General features: G+C 67.1%; 17 protein-coding genes. 4 read left to right on the top strand and 13 right to left on the bottom strand.

Features of this window, described 5'->3' with window-relative positions:
- Window positions 1-2: 2 nt before the first annotated feature.
- On the top strand, window positions 3-1,433 hold the full coding sequence (adeC, locus tag NWF24_RS15315) for an AdeC/AdeK/OprM family multidrug efflux complex outer membrane factor (protein ID WP_258354911.1): 1,431 nt from the start codon (window positions 3-5) through the stop codon (window positions 1,431-1,433).
- An 88-nt stretch (window positions 1,434-1,521) separates the two neighbouring features.
- Window positions 1,522-2,601, top strand: a complete 1,080-nt coding sequence (locus NWF24_RS15320) for a hypothetical protein (RefSeq protein ID WP_258354912.1) — start codon at window positions 1,522-1,524, stop codon at window positions 2,599-2,601.
- 9 nt (window positions 2,602-2,610) lie between these two features.
- Here the strand turns inward: NWF24_RS15320 and NWF24_RS15325 are convergent, their stop codons facing one another.
- From NWF24_RS15325 to ssuD, 10 genes are all read right to left on the bottom strand, one after another.
- Window positions 2,611-3,372 (bottom strand): ABC transporter ATP-binding protein, encoded by a 762-nt coding sequence (locus NWF24_RS15325; RefSeq protein WP_258354913.1) that lies wholly within the window; start codon window positions 3,370-3,372, stop codon window positions 2,611-2,613.
- Between the two features lies 1 nt (window position 3,373).
- Complete coding sequence (locus NWF24_RS15330; RefSeq protein ID WP_258354914.1) at window positions 3,374-4,633, bottom strand: SfnB family sulfur acquisition oxidoreductase; 1,260 nt, start codon at window positions 4,631-4,633, stop codon at window positions 3,374-3,376.
- A gap of 51 nt (window positions 4,634-4,684) precedes the next feature.
- Window positions 4,685-6,007, bottom strand: a complete 1,323-nt coding sequence (locus tag NWF24_RS15335) for an ABC transporter substrate-binding protein (protein WP_258354915.1) — start codon at window positions 6,005-6,007, stop codon at window positions 4,685-4,687.
- A 54-nt stretch (window positions 6,008-6,061) separates the two neighbouring features.
- The gene (locus NWF24_RS15340; RefSeq protein WP_258354916.1) at window positions 6,062-7,075 is read right to left on the bottom strand and encodes a branched-chain amino acid ABC transporter permease; all 1,014 of its coding nucleotides are present in this window, start codon (window positions 7,073-7,075) and stop codon (window positions 6,062-6,064) included.
- A gap of 3 nt (window positions 7,076-7,078) precedes the next feature.
- Window positions 7,079-7,975, bottom strand: a complete 897-nt coding sequence (locus NWF24_RS15345) for a branched-chain amino acid ABC transporter permease (protein WP_258354917.1) — start codon at window positions 7,973-7,975, stop codon at window positions 7,079-7,081.
- On the bottom strand, window positions 7,975-8,865 hold the full coding sequence (locus NWF24_RS15350) for an ABC transporter ATP-binding protein (protein WP_375338476.1): 891 nt from the start codon (window positions 8,863-8,865) through the stop codon (window positions 7,975-7,977). Before NWF24_RS15350 ends, NWF24_RS15345 begins: the two co-directional genes overlap by 1 nt.
- An 8-nt stretch (window positions 8,866-8,873) precedes the next feature.
- Window positions 8,874-10,010, bottom strand: a complete 1,137-nt coding sequence (sfnG, locus tag NWF24_RS15355; protein ID WP_258354919.1) for a dimethylsulfone monooxygenase SfnG — start codon at window positions 10,008-10,010, stop codon at window positions 8,874-8,876.
- A 37-nt stretch (window positions 10,011-10,047) separates the two neighbouring features.
- Window positions 10,048-10,641 (bottom strand): FMN reductase, encoded by a 594-nt coding sequence (gene msuE / locus NWF24_RS15360; RefSeq protein WP_258354920.1) that lies wholly within the window; start codon window positions 10,639-10,641, stop codon window positions 10,048-10,050.
- A 341-nt stretch (window positions 10,642-10,982) separates the two neighbouring features.
- Window positions 10,983-12,173 carry an acyl-CoA dehydrogenase family protein gene (locus NWF24_RS15365; protein WP_258354921.1) on the bottom strand — a complete coding sequence of 397 codons (1,191 nt, stop codon included), beginning with the start codon at window positions 12,171-12,173 and terminating at the stop codon, window positions 10,983-10,985.
- The gene (gene ssuD, locus NWF24_RS15370; protein WP_258354922.1) at window positions 12,170-13,333 is read right to left on the bottom strand and encodes an FMNH2-dependent alkanesulfonate monooxygenase; all 1,164 of its coding nucleotides are present in this window, start codon (window positions 13,331-13,333) and stop codon (window positions 12,170-12,172) included. Before ssuD ends, NWF24_RS15365 begins: the two co-directional genes overlap by 4 nt.
- Before the next feature lie 199 nt (window positions 13,334-13,532).
- Here ssuD and NWF24_RS15375 point away from each other — a divergent pair, with 199 nt between their 5' ends.
- Both NWF24_RS15375 and NWF24_RS15380 read left to right on the top strand, forming a co-directional pair.
- Window positions 13,533-14,777: an acyl-CoA dehydrogenase family protein gene (locus NWF24_RS15375; protein WP_375338477.1), complete on the top strand. Its 1,245-nt coding sequence runs from the start codon at window positions 13,533-13,535 to the stop codon at window positions 14,775-14,777.
- The gene (locus NWF24_RS15380) at window positions 14,774-15,907 is read left to right on the top strand and encodes a sigma-54 interaction domain-containing protein (protein WP_093074343.1); all 1,134 of its coding nucleotides are present in this window, start codon (window positions 14,774-14,776) and stop codon (window positions 15,905-15,907) included. Before NWF24_RS15375 ends, NWF24_RS15380 begins: the two co-directional genes overlap by 4 nt.
- On the opposite strand, the gene NWF24_RS15385 is transcribed toward NWF24_RS15380, so the two are convergent.
- The 3 genes from NWF24_RS15385 to NWF24_RS15395 form a co-directional block, all read right to left on the bottom strand.
- A complete protein-coding gene (locus NWF24_RS15385) occupies window positions 15,876-16,310 on the bottom strand; it encodes a hypothetical protein (RefSeq protein ID WP_258354924.1) in 435 nt (144 codons plus the stop codon). The genes NWF24_RS15380 and NWF24_RS15385 overlap by 32 nt on opposite strands.
- 88 nt (window positions 16,311-16,398) lie before the next feature.
- Window positions 16,399-17,865, bottom strand: coding sequence for an N-acyl-D-amino-acid deacylase family protein (locus NWF24_RS15390; RefSeq protein ID WP_258354925.1), 1,467 nt, complete (start codon window positions 17,863-17,865; stop codon window positions 16,399-16,401).
- 21 nt (window positions 17,866-17,886) lie between these two features.
- Window positions 17,887-19,002 carry a DSD1 family PLP-dependent enzyme gene (locus NWF24_RS15395; RefSeq protein WP_258354926.1) on the bottom strand — a complete coding sequence of 372 codons (1,116 nt, stop codon included), beginning with the start codon at window positions 19,000-19,002 and terminating at the stop codon, window positions 17,887-17,889.
- Between the last annotated feature and the right edge of the window lies 1 nt (window position 19,003).

The following is a 19,003-nucleotide window of genomic DNA, read 5'->3' on the forward strand; positions in this document are numbered from 1 at the left end:
CCATGAAACCATTCCGCCTTGCTCCGCTCGCGCTCGCCGCCCTGATGGCCGGCTGCAGCCTGATTCCCACCTACCAGCAACCCGCGGCGCCCGTGGCCGGCAAATTCGCCGGCGACACGGGCAACGCCCCGGCCTCCACGCCGGTGGCCGACCTCGGCTGGCGCGACGTCTTCACCGATCCGTCGCTGCAGCGCGTGATCGAGATGAGCCTCGCCAACAATCGCGACCTGCGCGTCGCGGTGCTGAACATCGAGAAGGCCCGCGCCCAGTACCGGGTGCAGGACGCGGCGCTCTTCCCCACCGTCAACGCCAGTGCCGGCGGCAGCGGCAGCCGCACGCCGGCCGACCTGTCGTCGACCGGCGAAGCCCTCACGGCGCGGCAGTACAGCGCTTCGGTCGGGTTCAGCTCCTACGAAATCGACCTGTTCGGCCGCGTGCGAAGCCTGAGCGCACAGGCGCTGGAGCAGTTCTTCTCCACGGCCGAGGCACGCCGCAGCACGCAGATCACGCTGGTGGCCGAGGTGGCGACGAGCTACCTCACGCTCGCGGCCGACCAGGACCAGCTGAAGCTCGCGCGCGACACCCTGCGCAGCCAGAGCGATTCCTACAGCCTCAACCAGCGCAGCTTCGAACTGGGCACGGCGTCGGCGCTCACGCTGAGCCAGGCGCAGACCAGCGTCGACACCGCGCGCGTCGACGTCGAACGCTATACCTCGCAGGTAGCGCAAGACCGCAATGCGCTGGTGCTGCTCGTGGGCGCCGACGTGCCGGACGAACTGCTGCCGCAGTCGCTGCCCGATGGCACGGCAGCCGCAGCGAGCCCGCTGGCCACCATTCCGCCTGGGCTGCCCTCGGAGCTGCTGCAACGGCGGCCCGACATCCTGCAGGCCGAGCGCGACCTGAAAGCCGCCAACGCCTACATCGGTGCGGCGCGCGCGGCTTTCTATCCGAGCATCAGCCTCACCGCGTCGGCCGGCACGTCGAGCAGCCAGCTCTCGGGCCTGTTCAAGGGCGGCTCGGGCAGCTGGAGCTTCGCGCCGCAGATCACGCTGCCGATCTTCGACGGCGGCGCCAACCGCGCCAACCTCAAGATCGCGACCGTGAGCCGCGACATCTCGGTGGCGCAGTACGAGAAAGCAATCCAGACGGCGTTCCGCGAGGTTTCGGACGCGCTGGCGCAACGCAACACGCTGGGCCGCCAGCTCGATGCACAACAGTCGCTGGTGAACGCAACGGCAGAGAGCTACCGGCTGTCGGACGCGCGATTCCGCCGTGGCGTCGACAGCTATCTGAGCGTGCTCGATTCGCAGCGCTCGCTTTACACGGCGCAGCAGAACCTCATCACCACGCGCCTGTCGCGCCTGACGAACCTCGTGACCTTCTACAAGACGCTGGGCGGTGGATGGACGGAGAACACTGGCACGCCGATCTGAGCGCCGTTGGCAATCCGGCTCCTCGCTAAGATGCGCACGGTAACGCCCGGCATCGCCGCCGCGGCGCAATCGCCACGAGGGAGCACCTTTGACCATCGACCTGCAGACGCTGAAGTGCGGTGAATGCGGCAGCAGCGTGCTTCAACGCGCCGGCCTCAACCAGTACACCTGCGCGCATTGCGGGTCGATGTCGGTCGTCGAGGACGACGTCTCCGACCGGCTGGAGCGGGTGCTCGAGCAGGTCAAGAACGAAGCCGGCCGACGGTTGGCGATCGAGCAGTCGGCACGCAGCAAGAGCATGGCGCGGATGATCGCCCTGGGCGCGGCGGCGGTGGTGGTGCTGGTCACGGGCTTCTTCGGTGTCATGGCCTACGTCATCGACCGCAACCAGCCGCCAGGAACGTACAGGCCCGGTGGGGCCTCGACGGCGCAGCGCACCATTCCGAGCGAAGGCCTCAAGCTCGAGGCACGCCAGGTGCTGGTGGGCAACGGCAGCTCGGCCAAACCCCAACTGCTGGTGATTGCGCGCAACGAAACCGGCACAGCCCTCGAGCGGCCGAACGTCAAGGCGATCTTCTTCGACCGCGACAGCCGCATCGGCGAGAACAGCGAATCTGTCCCCATCGGCACGCTGATGCCCGGCGAGACGGTGCCGGTACTGATCAAGCTGCCGGGCGACGGCCCCCCCACGCGGCAGGAGCTGCAGGTGGATGCGCTGTCGGCACCGTACTGGAAGATCGAGGGTCCGCCGCTGCAGTTCACGCGCGTGCGACTGGTGCAGCAAGATGGCGAGACGTGGCTGTTCGGCCGCCTCGTCAATGCGCGCAAAGACGAAATGGCACTTGTCGGCATCGAGGTGCTGGTCACGCTGTACGACAGTGCCGGAACGGTCATCGGCTTCGGGCGGGGCTTCTCGCAGGCCAGCGAGATCAGGCCGGGCGAGCGCAGCGCGGCGGAAGTGCGCATCGAGCGCCTTGGTGATCGCAAGGTGCCGGTCGCGGCATGGGACTACCGCATCGACTACAACCTCACGGCAGGGGCGCAGCAGGTCCGCAACCGGGTATTGAGCAGCAACCGCGTGATCCGCACGACCGGCGCGCCGGAGGCCCTTCCCCCGTCGCCGCAAATGAGCAGCCAGGCGCTGCTGGCCGACGTTGCCGGGCGCTAGGTTCGGTCTTCAGGCCACGGCTTCGGGAACGCCTTCGCCGAAATAGAAAGACTGGATGTCGGCGCGCTGGCGCAGGGCCTGTGCATCGCCGCCAAGTACCGCGACTCCCGCATCGAGCACCGTTGCGCGGTCGGCGTACTGAAGCGCGACGGTGGAGTTCTGCTCGGCAACGAGGATCGACAGGCCCTGCTCGCGGTTGAGCCGCCTCAGTTGCTCGAAGATGTCGCGCACCACCAGCGGCGCCAGCCCCATCGACGGTTCGTCGAGCACCAGCAGCCGGGGCCGCGACATCAGCGCGCGGCCGATGGCCGTCATCTGCTGTTCGCCGCCGGAGCTCAGGCCGGCGAGCGTGCGTCGTCTTTCCTTCAGCTTGGGAAAGATCGCGTAGACCCGCGCGAGGTCTTCGGCGACTTCCGAGCGCCGCGTGTTGCGGCCGAGCCCGCCGGTCAGCAGGTTTTCTTCCACGGTCAGCGTGCGAAAGCAGTGGCGGCCCTCCAGCACCTGCACCAGACCGAGCCGCACGAGATCTGCCGGGCTGGTGCGGCTCGTGTCGTGCCCGTCGAAGACGATGCGCCCGGCCGTCACCTGCCCGCGCTCGGCCGGCAGCAGGTTCGACACCGCCTTGAGCGTGGTCGACTTGCCTGCCCCGTTGGCGCCGAGCAGCGCGTGGATTTCGCCGGCGCGCACGTCCAGGCTCACGCCGTGCAGCGCGACGATGGAGCGTTGGTACGCGGCCTCGATGGCTTCGATGCGCAACAAGGGGGCCGTCACCTCAGCTCCAGGCATGGAACGGCGGCTTCACACCATTGAGGAAGTAGTTGCCCACGATGGCGTACTTCCACCGCACCGGGTCATGCAGCGTGTGCGTGCGTGCATTGCGCCAATGGCGGTCGAGGTTGTACTGCCCCAGCGTCGATCGCGTGCCCGCCAGTTCGAACAGCTTGTTGGTCGCAAGAATCGCGATCTCGGTAGACAGCACCTTGGCCTCCGCCGTCGCAATCTGCGCCGCAGCCACGCTGTCGGCATCTGGCGCGGCCACCGCGCGGTCGATCGCACGGCCCGCACGCTCCAGCAGGGCCTCGCTCGCATGCAGCCGGATCTGCAGGTCGCCCACCGCCTGGATCGAGTACGGGTCTTCCCATGCATGGTCGCGCTGGCTGTCTATCCACGGGCGCGTCTTGGTGCGGATGAAATCGACCGTCTCCGCGATGGTGCCGCGCGCAATGCCCACGTCGACCGCCGCCTGGATGATCTGGAAGATGGCGCCGTCGGCCGAGGGCGTGTCGTAGCCCTTGTAGGCCGGGATCAGGTGCGTCTTCGGCACCTTCACGTGGTCGATGACCACCGTGCCGCTGAGCGTGGTGCGCTGGCCGAAGGCCGACCAGTCGTCGATCACCGTGAGGCCCGGCGCATTGCGCTCGGCCACCACGTACCAGGTGTTGCCCTGCTCGTCGTTGGCCACGATGGGCACGTAGTGCGCGAGCAGCGCGCCGGTCGAATAGAACTTCTTGCCGGTCACCACCACGTGGTCGCCCGCATCGGTGAAGCGCGTCTCGAAATCGGCCGCGCGCCTGGAGCCCGATTCCGAGAACGCATTGCCCCAGCGCACGCCGCGCAGGAAGTCGGCGAAGAACAGCTTCTGCTGCGCCGCGTCGGACACCGTGCGCACCGCGGCGACGAAGCCCAGGTGGTTCTGCGTGATCTGCCCGAGCGAGGGGTCGGCCGCCGAGATGATCGCGATCACCTCGGCCAGCGTGGCGTACGAAACCTCTGCGCCGCCGAAGGCCTTGGGCACGTTGATGGCCCAGAGGCCGCTCTGTGAATAGGCGTCGATCTCCTCGACGGGCCAGCGGCGCAGGCGGTCGCGCTCGGAGGCGCCGACGATCAGCTTCGCGGCCAGGGCATGCGCCACGGCGATGGCTTCGGCGTCGTCGCGGATCACATGCGCGGGCGCGTCGGGCAGCGGCAGGCCGGGCACTGCATCGTTGGCTGCGGCCGGTGCGGATGCGGAGGGTTGGAGAACAGCGGACATCGGATGGCCTTTCGACTTGCGAGTGATTTCGAATGAGGACGTGCGTGGGGTTCAGTCGTCGATGCTCTTGCGCACCTTGACGTTCTTTTCCTTGGCATAGGCCAGCGAAGATTTTTCGATGATCGGCCGCAGCAGCTTCCAGTCAGGCGCGATCCAGTCGGACACCACGTTCCACTTGCTGCCGTCCCACTGCTGGAAGGCCACGCGGCCATCGCCTTCGTGGTTGTCCCAGGTCACGTTGATCGAATGGAACAGGCCCTTGGCGCCGAGCGCCGCGGCGCGTGCCTCGTCGATCTTCAGGTTTTCCAGGCCCCAGCGGACTTCGTCGCCGGTGAGCGTGCGCTTGCCGAACTTCGCCTGTGCGATGCGGATGGCCTCCACGTTCAGGATGCCGTTGAGCACGCCGAGGTTGTGATAGACGCTGCCGATGCGCTTCGGGTCCTGCAGATTGCCCTTGCCCGCGCCGTAGACGGTCTTGGTGATCTCCTGCAGCACCGGGTACTGCGCGCCCGCGGCCACGGTGGTGATGGCCACGTAGCCCTTGGCCGCATCGCCGGCAGGGATCACGTCTTCCTCGGAGTTGGACCAGACGTTGCCCACGATGTGGTCGACCGGAAAGCCCGTCTTCTGCGCTGTCTTGAGCGCCACCGGATTCATCACGCCCCAGCCGCGCAGCACCACGTAGTCGGGCTTCACGCGGCGGATGGTGAGCCACTGCGATTGCTGTTCGTTGCCCGGGTGCGGTACCTCGATCTGCTGCAGCGTGAAGCCGTACTTCTTCGCGAGCAGCTCATAGATCGGGATGGTCTCCTTGCCGTAGGGCGAGCCGTGGTACAGCACCACGATCTTCTTGCCCTTGAGCTTGTCGGCGCCGCCCTCCTTGCCCGCGATGTAGTTCACGATGCCGGAGGTTTCGCTGTACGGGTTGAGCAACAGCGGAAAGATGTACTTGAACACGCGGCCGTCGGTGGTGTCGGTGCGGCCGTGGTTGATGGTGAGCAGCGGCACCTTGTCGGCCGTCACGCGGTCGATCAGCGCGTAGGCGATACCGACCGACAGCGGGTTCCAGGTCGCGATGCCGGGGCGCTGCTTGAGGCGCTCGTACACCTCCACGCCGCGCTCCACTTCGTACTGCGTCTCGCCCTCCTCCCAGGTCAGCTTGACGCCGCCCACGCCGCCGTCGCGCGTGTTCACCAGGTTGAGGTAGTCGATGAAGCCGCCGAAGAAGCCCGTGCCGCCAGCCGCGTAAGGACCGACGCGATAGCTCTGCAGCGGGAAGAACTGTTCGTTGCCGTCGGCATGCGCAAGCTGCAGGCCGCTCGCGGCCAGGGTAACGGCCACGGCCGCGGTTTTCAGGTGCTTGATGAAGGACATGGTGATGAAGACTCTCGGGATGCGAAGGAAAAAGGAAAGAAAGGTGCTGTGCGCTCAGGCCGGCAGGAACCTCAAGAAGCGCATGCGTGCACGGTCCCAGAGGGCGACCAACCCCTGCGGCTCGACGGCGAGGAAGAAAATGATCAGCGCGCCCAGCACGATGCGCTGGCTCATGTCGAGCACGCCCGAATCGAACCAGCCGCCGAAGAAGAAGCTGCCCACGCGCGAGAGCAGCAGCGGAAACACCACGATGAGCGCCGCGCCGAAGAAGGCCCCGCGGATCGTCGCGAGCCCGCCGATGATCACGATGAACAGGATCTGGAACGAGCGGTCGAGGTTGAAGCCCGCCGGCTCCACGGTGCGCAGGTACACGAAACCCCACAGCACGCCCGCCACGCCGACGATGAACGACGACACCGCGAACGCCAGCAGCTTGGTGCGCAGCACCGGCACGCCGATGACGCGCGCCGCCAGTTCGTTGTCGCGCACGGCGATGAAGTGGTGGCCCGTCTGCGTGCGCACGAGGCGCCATGCCAGCAGCGTCAACGCCGTGACGACGGTCAGCGAGAAGATGTAGCGCCCCACCGGCGTGTCGAACACGATGCCCGCCACTTCGAGCGCTGGCGCGTCGATCACGCCCGAGGCGTTGTCGTTGCTGAACCAGCCGAACTTGGTCAGCGCCCATTGCACGAAGAACTGCGCGGCCAGCGTCGACACCGCAAGGTAGAAGCCGCGCAGCCGCAGGCTCGGCAGCCCGAACACCAGGCCGACGGCCGTGGCGGCAAGGCCAGCGAGGCCGATGCTCACGAGCAGCGGCAGTCCTTCCACGCGCAGGTTGAAGTTGTAGGCCGCGAAGGCGCCGACCGCCATGAAGGCCGCGGTACCCAGCGACAGCTGGCCTGCATAGCCGGTCAGCAGGTTGAGGCCTACAGCCGCGAGCGACAGCGCAAGGAACGGGATCAGCAGCGCGTCGAACACATAGCCGGACGCAACAAACGGCACGACGCCGAAGGCGACGGCCAGCACGGCCAGCGGCCAGGTCAATGGATGCACAGAAACGGTACGCATGGCTCAGGCGCGCTCCACCAGTTTCTGTCCGAACAGCCCGCTTGGCCGGATCAGCAGGAAGGCCAGCGCTGCGACGTAAGCGAACCAGCTCTCGATGCCTCCGCCTACGAAAGGCCCGATGTACACCTCGGCCAGCTTCTCCAGTGCGCCGATCACCAGCCCGCCGACGATCGCGCCAAGAATGGAGTCGAACCCACCCAGCACCAGCACAGGCAGTGCCTTCAGCACCACGAGCGAGAGGGAGAACTGCACACCCAGCCGCGCGCCCCACAACAGCCCGGCCACCAGCGCGATGACGCCGGCCGCTGCCCACACAGTGGCCCAGATGCGCGGCAGGCGCAGGCCCACCGCGATGGCCGCATAGGTGTCGTCCGCCACCGCGCGGAACGCCTGGCCCACGCGTGTGTAGCGGAAGAAGGCCGAGAGCGCCGCCACCATCACGCCGGCCGTCGCGGCGGCGAACAGGTCGAAGGTCGATACCATGATGCCGAAGAACTGCAGCGGCTCGTCCGCGATGCCAAGCTCCAGCGCATGCACCTGCGTGCCCCACACCAGCTGGGCCACGCCCTCGATCACGTACGACAGGCCCAGCGTTGCCATGAACAGCGTGATCGGCGGCTGGTTCACCAGCGGGCGAAGCACGGTGCGCTCGATGGTCAGGCCCAGCAGCACCATGAGGGAGAAGGTCAGCACGAGCGCAAGTGCAAAGGGCACGCCGCGCTCGACCAGGCTCACAAAGGTGAGCGCAGCAAACAGCAGCTGCGCGCCCTGCGCGAAGTTGAGCACGCCTGAAGTCTTGTAGATCAGCACGAAGCCGATGGCCACCAGTGAATACATCACGCCCGAAAGCAGGCCGCCGATGAGCACCTCGGCGAAGAAGCTGAAGTCAGCGCCGTCCATCAGGCCTGCCCCTCTGCGTCGTCATGTGCCACGCCCAGGTAGGCATCGATCACGGCCGGGTCGCTGCGCACCTCGGCCGGCGTGCCGTCCGCGATCTTGCGGCCGTAGTCGAGCACGGCCACGCGGTCCGACAGGCCCAGCACCACACCGATGTCGTGCTCGATCAGCAGGATGGTGGTGCCGAACTCGTCGCGTGCGGCGCGCACGAAATGCGCCATCTCGCTTTTCTCGGTGACGGTCATGCCGGCCATCGGCTCGTCGAGCAGCAACAGTCGAGGCGATGCGACCAGCGCACGCGCCAGCTCCACGCGCTTCTGCAGGCCATATGCCAGCGTGCCGGCCAGCCGCTCGCTCACGGTGCGCAGCCCGAGAAAGCCGATGATCGCTTCGGCCCGTGCGCGCGCATCATCGCGCTCACGACGTGCGCGGCCCAGCCCGACCAGTTGTTCGATGAAGGTGGAACGCGCCGCATCGACGCGGCCGAGCACGATGTTGTCGCGCACGCTCAGGCCCTTGAACAGCGCGAGATTCTGGAAAGTGCGCGCAACGCCCAGCCGTGCCAGTCGCGCCGTCGGCACGTGGCCGAAGCCGCGCCCGCCGATCCACACGCGCCCGCGATCGGGCCGGTACAGCCCGCTGATGATGTTGACCAGCGAGCTCTTGCCGGCGCCGTTGGGGCCGATGATGGCGCGGATCTCTCCTTTCGCTATCGACAGGTTCACACCCGACAGCGCGGTGACGCCGCCGAAGGACAGGTCGATGCCCTCCAGCCGCAGCACGGCCGAGGTCGCGGTATCTCCCCCTGCCGCAGCCGTGCGACCCGCCGGCACGAAGGCCACCGGATCGACACCGAGCGAGACGGGCCCCGCCTCGAAGAAAAGATCGGGCATCACGAGGCTCACGCCACGGCTTCCAGTGCCGCCTTGCTCGGCTTTTCTCCGCGGGCGGCCTGTTCCGCTTCGAGCTTGCGCACCAGCGGCAGCACCTTCTGGCCGAAGTACTCCACCTCCTCGATGAAGTGCAGGAAGCCCGTCAGGACGAGGTCGACGCCGATGGCCTTGAGCGCCACGATGCGTTCGGCAATCTGCTGCGGCGTGCCGATGAGGTTGGTGCGAAAACCGTCGTTGTATTGCACGAGGTCTTCGAAGGTGGACTTGGCCCAGTTGCCCTCGCCTTCGGGCGAAGACTTGCCAGCCTGCTTGGCCGCATCGCCGAAGGCGTGCACCGCCTCGACGTGTGCGTGCTTGATGATGTCGGCCAGCACGGCCTTGGCTTCCTCTTCGGTGTCGCGGGCGATGACGAACGCGTTCACGCCGATGCGCACCGTGTGGCCGTTCTGCGCGGCCTTGGCCTGGATGTCGTCGATCTGCGCCTTCAGGCCCTCGGGCGTGTTGCCGTTGGTGAAGTACCAGTCCGACACGCTGGCCGCGTTGTCGCGCGCTGCGCGCGAGCTGCCACCCTGGAAGATTTCGGGGTGGGGCTTTTGCACCGGCTTCGGGCTCAGCGTGTAGTCGCTGAAGCGATAGAAGTCGCCCTTGAAGGTGAAGTTGTCCTGCGTCCAGATGCCCTTGAGCGCGCGGATGAATTCGTTGGAGCGGCGATAGCGCTCGTCATGCTCCAGCCACGGCTCGCCAATGGCCTGGAACTCACCCTTGAACCAGCCGCTCACCACGTTGATGGCGATGCGGCCATTGGAGATGTGGTCGATGGTGGCGATCTGCTTGGCCACCACGGCCGGATTCCATGGACCGGGCAGGATCGCAGCCAGCACCTTGAGCTTGGTGGTCGCATGCAGCAGCGCCTGGCTGAAGGACACCGACTCGTGCTGGTACTCGGCACCGTAGCCAGCGGTGAAGCGGATCTGGCTCAGCGCGTATTCGAAGCCGGCCTTCTCGGCCGCGAGTGCGAGGCGCTGGTTGTATTCGAGGCTCCAGTCGGTGCGCTGCTCGATGGTGCTGACCACGAGGCCGCCGCTGACGTTGGGCACCCAGTAGGCGAACTTGACGGGGGCGGCGGTGGAAGACGGTTGGCTCATGGCAGGTTTCTCTCTGTGAACGGTCGGTGGGAGGGCATCAGGCGGCCAGCGCAACGGGCGCGGGCTTGCGGATGGCGGGCGTGGTGGCCGGCGAGGCATCGCGCAGTTGTGGCACGGCGCGCGCCACGGCCAGCGCGATGCGTTCGCGCAGCGCGGGGTTGGCGATCTCGTAGCCCTCGAAGTCCTTCTCGACCGCGTAGACGCCGATGGGCAGCGTGCGGGCCTGGAAGAAGCTGAAGAGCGGGCGCAACTGGTGGTCGATGACCAGTGCGTGGCGGTCGCTGCCACCGGTGGCAGCGAGCAGCACGGGCTTGTCGGTCAGCGCCTCGTGGTGAACAAAGTCGAACAGGTGCTTGAAGAGGCCGGTGTACGAGCCGCGATAGACCGGGCTTGCTACCAGCAGCAGGTCGGCGGACTCGATGGCGGCAATGCTCTCTTCGACGGCGGCAGGCAACTGGTTGCGGTAGAGCACGCCGGCAAACTGCGGCCCGATCTCGCCGAGCGAGAGCACGCGCGCATCGATGGCGATCTCGTTGCCGAGCGCGGCCAGCAGTTGATCGACCAGCACCAGGGTGCGCGAGGGACGTTGCAGGCTGCCGGAGACGGCAACGACTTTCAGTTTTCGACTCATGTTGATATGACCTCTGTTTGGAAGCTGCGATCGATTCGCGGCGCACTCGATATAAGCGAATGGCGTGCCACTTCCTTTTTCCTTATGAATCAACGAGTTAGAGCGAAATGGCTATCTGCGCCCATGCTGGATCGGCAGCAGGCTGCGGGTGGGTTGCTGATGGGCCAGCACTTCCGCAGCGATAGTTGTTTGGGGTAGATCGGTATGCGGCCGTCGCATGAACGCCAGGCAGCAATCCGATGAAGAAGCTGCTTCCCCTGCAGCAGGGTGATGTGCGCGTTGGAAAGCACAACGGGCCTGCGACGCGAAGCCGCAGGCCCGTTGCAAGGCAATGCCGAAATTCAGGAATAGAAGCTGGGTTGCGGCACGCGCGCATTGAGCGCCCAGTCGCCAAGTTCTCGCAGCTTGTAGTCGACCGGATCGTGCAGCGTGTGCACGCGCAGGTTGCGCCAGTAGCGGTCCAGGCGCAGCGCGGCGGTGGTGGCGCGCGCGCCCGTCACCTCGAACATGCGGTGCGCCACCTCGAGGCTCGCGCGTGTGCTCGCGACCTTGGCTGCGGCAACAGCAACAGCCACCTGCCCGCGCTCGTGTTCATCGAGCGAAGTGCCACGCAGCCACGCCTGATCGAAGGCCGCGGCCGCATGGTCGAGCAGCATGCGGGCGCCTTGCAGCGCGAGCCAGAAATCGCCGTAGTGCGTGAGCACGTAAGGGTCTTCGTTTGCAGCCGAAGCCGTCGAGAACAGCCAGGGGCGGCCTTGCTGCAGCGTGAACGACTTCGCCTCTTCGAGTGCGCCCTCCCCCAGCCCGAGGTAGATGTTCGCGAGGATCAGTTGCGCAAGCAGCGGGCGCAGGCAGGCGAACGGCGTCGAGAGCGGGCCGGGGTCGAGCAGCAGTTCATTCGCCTCGACGCGCACGCCATCGAACACCACGCTGCCGCTGTCGGTCTGGCGCTGGCCCATGTTGTCCCAGTCGCCCTGCACCGCAATGCCGGCGCGCCCCGTGGGCACGACGCCAATCAGCAGGCGATCGTTCGCGTCGAGGGCCGAGGCGAGCAGCATGTCGGAGTCGCTGGCACCGGAGCAGAAGCTCTTGCGGCCCGAGAACACATAGCCCCCGTCGACGGCTTGCGCGCGCGTGGACTTGTCGAGCGGGTTCAACGCATTGCCCCAGAACCAGCGCTGCGCGCGGGTCTGTTCGATCCACGGCAGCCACTGCGCGCGCTGCGCGAAGAGCTGCGTGGTCGCGAGCAGCAGGTGATGAAAGGCGAACAGGTGCGCCACCGAGCTGTCGACACGCGCAAAGCCACGCACCACGTCGAGTGTCTGTTGCCAGCTCGCGCCCAGGCCGCCTAGTTCGGTCGGCACGCTGAGCATCAGCAGGCCGCTGCCCCGCAGCAGGTCGCGCTCGACCTTCGGGGTGCCGCCACGCTGGTCGCGCTCGACGGCGGTCTGCGCCAATGTCTGCGCGACGCGCTGCGCGGTCGCGTGCCACGGTACGACTTCGTCGCCGGCCTCCGCGGAGAAATGCTTCATGCGGCGGCCTTCTCGGGCACCAGCACTCGCGACGACGGCGGCACGATGTCGTTGGCAATGACCTCGCCGAAGGGCCCGGTGATGTTGGCTTGCCCCGCCGGGCGCACATGGTCGAGCGGCAGCAGCGGAAACAGCAGTTCGGCCACGCGATAGGCCTCCTCAAGATGCGGATAGCCCGAGAAGATGAAAGTCTCCACGCCGAGTGCCGCGTATTCCTTGATGCGTGCCGCCACCTCTTCGGGGCTGCCCACCAGCGCCGTGCCCGCGCCACCGCGCACCAGGCCCACGCCGGCCCACAGGTTGGGCGACACCTCCAGCCTGTCGCGCCGCCCGCCGTGCAATGCGGCCATGCGCTGCTGGCCCACCGAGTCGAAGCGCGAGAAAGCCTTCTGAGCGGCGGCGATGGTGTCGTCGGTCACATAGGAAATGAGTTCGTCGGCGGCGCGCCAGGCCGCCTCGCTGGTCTCGCGCACGATCACATGCAGCCGGATGCCGAAGCGCAGCGTACGGCCGTGCTTTGCCGCCGCGGCGCGGGCCTTCGCGATCTTGTCGGCCACATCGGCCGGCGGCTCGCCCCAGGTGAGGTACACGTCGACCTGCTCGCCCGCGAGTGCAATGGCCGCGTCCGACGAGCCACCGAACCACAGCGGTGGATAGGGCTTCTGCATCGGCGGATAGAGCGTCTTGGCGTTCTCCACGCGCAGGTGCTTGCCCGAGAAGTTGACGGTCTCGCCGGCCGCAACGCCGCGCCAGATGCGCAGGAATTCATCGGTGACCTCGTAGCGCTCGGCATGCGTCAGGAAGCTGCCGTCGCCATGCTGCTCGTCGGGGTCGCCGCCGGTCACCACGTTGATGAGCAGGCGGCCATCGGAAAAGCGGTCGAGCGTCGCGGCCTGGCGCGCGGAAACGGTCGGCGAAATGATGCCGGGGCGTATCGCCACCAGGAACTTGAGCCGCTCGGTCTGAGCCGCCAGCGACGAGGCGACCACCCACGAGTCTTCGCAGGAACGCCCCGTGGGAATCAGCACGCCCTCGTAGCCCAGTTCGTCGGCGGCCTGTGCCACTTGCCGCAGGTATCGATGGCTCACGGTGCGCGCACCGCGCGAGGTGCCGAGGTAGCGACTGTCGCCGTGCGTGGGGAGAAACCAGAAAAGTTGCATGAGGCGGTTCAGCAGTTAGCGTGCCAGTCGACCTGCCTGTGGGAACGCGCCGAAACGCGCGATTTCTGCTGCTCCAGCAGCAGCGGAACACCACATCTGCTGCACGCAGCACATTGCCCGCCCGCACTGCTGCCATGGAAGCAAAACAAGGATCGATATACGCATCGCATCGTTGGCCGGGCGCTTGCGCGCCGCCAACATGCTGCTGGCGCAGCAACCGTGCTGCCTGCACATACCGAGGCCTTGTGTGAGTTCAGTGAGTTCCGTTCTTTCCATTCCTGCTTCCGAATCCACTCGCGACATCGCGCGCGAGCTGATGCAGCGCTTCGCAGCCACCGCGGTGGAGCGCGACGAGCGCGGTGGCACGCCGAAGGCCGAGCGCGATGCCCTGCGTGAAAGCGGCCTGCTCGCCTTGAGCATTCCGTCCGAATTCGGCGGCAGCGGTGCTGACTGGCGCGAGACGCTCGATGTCGTGCGCCTGCTCGCGCAGGCCGACAGCTCGCTCGCGCATGTGTTCGGCTTTCATCACCTGATGCTCGCCACGGTGCGCCTCTTCGCGCGGCCCGTGCAATGGCAGCCATGGTTCGAGCAGACCGCGCGCCGTCGATGGTTCTGGGGCAACGCCCTCAATCCGCTGGACGACCGCACGGTGTCCAGCGCGCACGAGGGCTGGCGCGAATTCACCGGGCAGAAGAGCTTCTGCTCGGGCGCGCTCGATTCCGAAATGCTCATCGCCTCGGCGCGCGAGGAAGGCAGTGGCGCCTTCATCGTCGCGGCGGTTCCCACCGGCCGCTCGGGCATCTTCGTCGCGCCCGACTGGAACAACATCGGCCAGCGCCAGACCGACAGCGGCAGCGTGACCTTCGAGAAGGTGCGCGTCGAGCAGCACGAGGTGCTGGCCGACCCGGGCCCGCTCTCGACCCCCTTTGCCTGCCTGCGGCCGCTGGTGTCGCAACTCGTGCTGGCCAACATCTACCTCGGCATTGCGGAGGCGGCCTTCAACGATGCAAGGCACTACACGCTGCACGAGTCGCGCCCGTGGCATGCGGCCCATGTATCGCAGATGCACGAGGACCCCTATGTGCTCGGCCACTACGGCGACTTCTGGGTCGGCCTGGAGAGCGTGCGCGTGCTGGCCGACCGCGCGGCCGACCGGCTCGACGCGGCATGGCGGCTCGGCCCCGCGTTGACAGAGGCCGAGCGCGGCGACGTCGCGGTGGCCGTGGCCACCGCGAAGGTCGCGGCGACGAACACGGGGCTGGACATCTGTACGCGCATGTTCGACGTGGCCGGCGCGCGCGCCACGCATGGCGGCCTGCGCCTGGACCGTCACTGGCGCAACCTGCGCACCCAGACCCTGCATGACCCCGTGGCCTACAAACTGCGCGAGCTCGGCGAATGGGCCCTCAAGCAGCAATACCCCGTACCGACCTTCTACTCATGACCGCCTACACCCGCCCTCTTGCTGTGCTGCCGCCGGCCGACGCCTCCCCCGCATCGGACGAGGACTGGGATGCCCCCACCCTGCTGACGCTGCCCAACCCGCGCAAGCTCACCACCTCGATCCGCGCCACGGCCCAGGTGTTCCAGGATCCGCGCTCGGCTGCGCTGCTCGAACGCGTGCGCATGGTGGCGCCCAGCGATGCCAACGTGCTCATCATCGGAGAGACCGGCACCGGCAAGGAGCTGATCGCGCGCCACGTACACGACCTGAGCCGCCGCAGCAGCCGGCCTTTCGTGGCCGTGAACTGCGGTGCCTTCTCCGAGAGCCTGGTCGAGAGCGAGCTCTTCGGCCACGAGAAAGGCGCCTTCACCGGCGCGTTCTCGGCCAAGACGGGCTGGTTCGAGGCGGCCAACGGCGGCACGCTGTTCCTCGACGAGATCGGCGACCTGCCACTGTCGATCCAGGTCAAGCTGCTGCGCGTGCTGCAGGAGCGCGAGGTGGTGCGGCTGGGCTCGCGCAAGAGCGTGCCCATCGACGTGCGCGTGGTGGCCGCGACCAATGTTCGGCTGCAGGACGCGGTGGCCGCCGGCAACTTCCGCGAAGACCTGTTCTACCGGCTGCACGTGGTGCACCTTGCGCTGCCGACGCTGCGCGAGCGGCCCGGCGACATTCTTCCGCTGGCGCGGCATTTCATCGAGGAGTACCGTCAGCGGCTGGGCTACGGCGCGGTGCGGCTCGATGCGAGCGCCGAACAGAAGCTCTCCGAGCACGCCTGGCCCGGCAACATCCGCGAGCTGGAGAACGTGATTCACCACGCGCTGCTGATCTGCCAGCACGGCGTGCTGGGCGCGGAGCATCTGCATCTGTCCTCGTTGAACATCCAGAGGCGTCCAGCCGAGAGCGAGGTCTCCGCGCACGCCACGCCGCAGCAAGCGCTGGAGACGGTGCTGCGCGAGCTGTTCAACGAGCCTCACGAACAGATGTTCGAACTGATCGAGGACACCGTGATGCGCACCGCCTTCGAGTTCTGCCACCGCAATCAAGTGCAGGCGGCCAGGCTGCTTGGGATCAGCCGCAACATCCTGCGCTCCAGGCTCATCAAGAGTCGGGAGATTTCCGCGTTGAAGTAGTCCCCGGACTGGTTCGGTCTTTCGCAGCATTGCGGTCATCGCGTTGCCGTTGTCGATGCTCAGGGCCGTGCATTGAAGGCAGTCGCCAGCGCAGCAGCCTGGAGGTGAAGGACCGTGGAGCCAATGCGACCAGTGCGTCCAGATGGTTCAATGACCCGCCGGGTGGCGGCGCTGCAAGTCGCGCGGCCGAGAGTGCTGCAACGTTGATCTTCGAGGTCAGGCTTTGCGACGGCGAGCGCCCGGTGGCTTCGTTGATCCAGGCGCCCCCCGTCTGTGGGTCGATGTGGTGGCAGATGTATCGGGTCGTGGTCTTGGGCCAGAAGAGGCGCCCGATCGAAACGGTCGCGATCAGGCCCGTGCCGCCGTGCTCAGTCGAAAATTCAACGTTGATCGAGGTTGCCATCGAGCCACCATTCTTTTCTGATGTGTTGGCATCGGATTGTCAGGTGTGCCAGCCCGCTTGCGGAAGAAAGGCTCGGTGCGCGCGCTGCTCAGCCCGCCGTCTGCGGCACTTCGCGCGCCAGCACCCGCCCAGGCCGCGCGCCCGTCGACCCGCCATCGCGCCACACGATCGCACCATTGACGATCACCGCCTCGATGCCATGGGCCGGTGCAATGGGCGCTTCGTACGTGGCGGCTTCGCCCACGGTGTCCGCGTCGAACAGGGCCAGGTCGGCATATGCGCCTTCCTTCAGCACACCGCGGTCCTTCAGGCCGAAGTTCTTCGCCGTCAGTCCGGTCATCTTGTAGATCGCGGTTTCCAGCGGGAACAGTCCGAGCAGGCGCCCGTAGTGGCCCAGCACGCGCGGAAAGCTGCCCCACAGCCGCGGATGCGGCGATGCATCGTGCGGCAGGCCGTCGGAGCCGATCATGGTCTGGTCGAATTTCAGGATGCGCTGCACATCGGCCTCGTCCAGCCGGAAGTAGATTCCGCCAGCGGGGCTCAGGCGCCGGATCGCCTCTTCCTCGGTGACGCCCATTTCCTTTGCGATGACGTCCAGGTCACGGCCGGCGTGTTCGGGCAGCGATTTCGACCAGCTCACGATCACGCGCGAGGAGCTTGCCGCCCGGTCTGCCGACAGGATGGTGGAGCCGGCCGTGTAGGGATAGCAGTCCAGGCAGATCGGCTGGTTGGCCATGTTCTTCTCGATGAACGACAGCGCTTCCTCCGAACGGCCGTGGTTCGCCGGCCCCACCACCTTCATGTGCGAGATCACGACCTGCACCCCGACCTCGCGACCGACGCGAAAGGTTTCTTCGAGCGAGTCGATCACCCGGTCGGCCTCGTTGCGCATGTGGGTGCAATACACGCCGTTGAATTCCTTCAGCGGACGGCAGGTTTCGATCACCTCCTCGGTGGGCGCGGCAATCGACGGCTCGTAGAACAGGCCGGTGGACACGCCGATGGCGCCGGCCTGCAGCGCCTCTTGCACCAGTTCGCGCATGCGGGCGATCTGTTCCTGCGTCGCCGGCAGGTCGAGATCGTCCAGCGTTGCAACGCGCAAGGTGGTGTGGCCCACGAGCAAGGCGCAGTTGGTCGCGGCGGGCTTGGCGCGCAGTTCCTCGATGTACGAGGCGAAGGTGGGAAAGGAGAACCAGTCGCCCTGCTCGTCGAGCAGGTTCAGCGGCGGCGTGACCGGTTGCGTGATGCCGCCCGGCATCGGCGCCAGCGAAATGCCGCAGTTGCCCGCGATCACCGTGGTGATGCCCTGGCTGACCTTGGGCGCCATGTCGGGGTCGGACAGCATGAGGCGGTCGTCGTGAGTGTGCGCGTCGATGAAGCCGGGCGCCGCGATGCGCCCTGCCCGGTCGATCTCCACCTCGCCGTGCGCAGCGGACAGATCGCCGATGCGTGCGATGCGGTCGCCGCGAATGCCGATGTCGCCCGTGAAACGGGGCGCGCCGGTGCCGTCGACGATGCTTGCGTTGCGGATCAGAAGGTCGAATTTTTCCTGCATCGATTGCCTTGAATTGAGGAGTTAAAGCAGCGCGCCGCGTGCGGCGATAGGCCACAGGGCCTCCACCCGCTCGCCGCGCACGCAGACCAGGTCGTCGTAGAGATTGACGGTCGGGTCGCAATGGCCGGGCACCAGCATCAGTTGGTCACCCAACGAAAGCGCCGCAGCATCGGGCGTGGCCAGCGCACCGTGCTCGTCGGCGGCTTTCACGTAGCGCAGGTCGGGGCGCTGCCACACGGTGGGCATACCCGAGTCCACGCTGGAGGCCTTGAGGCCTGCGTCGACGATGGCGCGTTCGGGCGTCGCGCGGCTCATGACGGTGGTGCGCACGAACAGGGCATGCTCGAACCCGATGTCGTGCTCGCCGCGCTGGTTATCGCCGTAGTCACGGTCCATGAAGACGTAGGAGCCTGCCTGGATTTCGTTGAAGACGCCGGAGTCGCGCTCGTGCAGGAAGCTGCCGGTACCCGCGCCCGTCACGCGCTCGACGGCGATGCCGCAGGCTTCGATAGCGGCGCGGGTCATGCGCGCGGCCTCTGCGGCAGCGGCAATGGCCGCGGCGCGGTCTTGCGGCGCGCGCAGGTGCTGGGCCGGCCCGTGATAGCAGTGCAGGCCCATGAAGCGCAGCGGTGCACTGGCCGCGATCTGCTGCGCGAGCCGCACAGCTTCTTCCCCGGGTGCAACACCACATCGGTTGGCCCCGACGTTGACCTCGACGTACACATCCAGCGTCACGTCCTCAGCCTGCGCTACGGCAACCAGCGCCTGCACCTGCTGCGGGTGATCGACCAGCACGCCCATGCGCGCGCGACGGGCCAGCGTAGCCAGGTGGCGCAGCTTGGTTTCGCCCATCACCTGATTGGTGACCAGCACGTCGGAGATGCCGGCATCTACGAACACGGCCGCCTCGCTGACTTTCTGGCAGCAGATGCCGGCCGCGCCCAAGGCGATCTGGCGCAGGGCGATTTCTGGCGTCTTGTGGCACTTTGCATGGGCGCGCAGGCGCACGCCGCTGCCGCGCAGCGCTTCGGCCATGCGAGCGAGGTTGCGCTCGAAGGCATCGAGGTCGAGCACGAGCGCGGGGGTGTCGATGGCGTCGAGGCGATCGCCGGGCCTTGCGGCTTTCCAGGGAGTCATG

Origin of the sequence: Variovorax paradoxus, from assembly GCF_024734665.1 — a bacterium.
Classification (GTDB): Bacteria; Pseudomonadota; Gammaproteobacteria; order Burkholderiales; family Burkholderiaceae_C; genus Variovorax.

Coding starts and splice junctions, on each gene's coding strand:
- msuE (WP_258354920.1), bottom strand. CDS start 10,641: ATGAGTCGAAAACTGAAAGTCGTTGCCGTCTCCGGCAGCCTGCAACGT.
- NWF24_RS15345 (WP_258354917.1), bottom strand. CDS start 7,975: ATGGACGGCGCTGACTTCAGCTTCTTCGCCGAGGTGCTCATCGGCGGC.
- ssuD (WP_258354922.1), bottom strand. CDS start 13,333: ATGCAACTTTTCTGGTTTCTCCCCACGCACGGCGACAGTCGCTACCTC.
- NWF24_RS15335 (WP_258354915.1), bottom strand. CDS start 6,007: ATGTCCTTCATCAAGCACCTGAAAACCGCGGCCGTGGCCGTTACCCTG.
- NWF24_RS15330 (WP_258354914.1), bottom strand. CDS start 4,633: ATGTCCGCTGTTCTCCAACCCTCCGCATCCGCACCGGCCGCAGCCAAC.
- NWF24_RS15375 (WP_375338477.1), top strand. CDS start 13,533: ATGCTGCTGGCGCAGCAACCGTGCTGCCTGCACATACCGAGGCCTTGT.
- NWF24_RS15390 (WP_258354925.1), bottom strand. CDS start 17,865: ATGCAGGAAAAATTCGACCTTCTGATCCGCAACGCAAGCATCGTCGAC.
- NWF24_RS15380 (WP_093074343.1), top strand. CDS start 14,774: ATGACCGCCTACACCCGCCCTCTTGCTGTGCTGCCGCCGGCCGACGCC.
- NWF24_RS15395 (WP_258354926.1), bottom strand. CDS start 19,002: ATGACTCCCTGGAAAGCCGCAAGGCCCGGCGATCGCCTCGACGCCATC.
- NWF24_RS15340 (WP_258354916.1), bottom strand. CDS start 7,075: ATGCGTACCGTTTCTGTGCATCCATTGACCTGGCCGCTGGCCGTGCTG.
- NWF24_RS15350 (WP_375338476.1), bottom strand. CDS start 8,865: ATGCCCGATCTTTTCTTCGAGGCGGGGCCCGTCTCGCTCGGTGTCGAT.
- NWF24_RS15365 (WP_258354921.1), bottom strand. CDS start 12,173: ATGAAGCATTTCTCCGCGGAGGCCGGCGACGAAGTCGTACCGTGGCAC.
- adeC (WP_258354911.1), top strand. CDS start 3: ATGAAACCATTCCGCCTTGCTCCGCTCGCGCTCGCCGCCCTGATGGCC.
- sfnG (WP_258354919.1), bottom strand. CDS start 10,010: ATGAGCCAACCGTCTTCCACCGCCGCCCCCGTCAAGTTCGCCTACTGG.
- NWF24_RS15385 (WP_258354924.1), bottom strand. CDS start 16,310: ATGGCAACCTCGATCAACGTTGAATTTTCGACTGAGCACGGCGGCACG.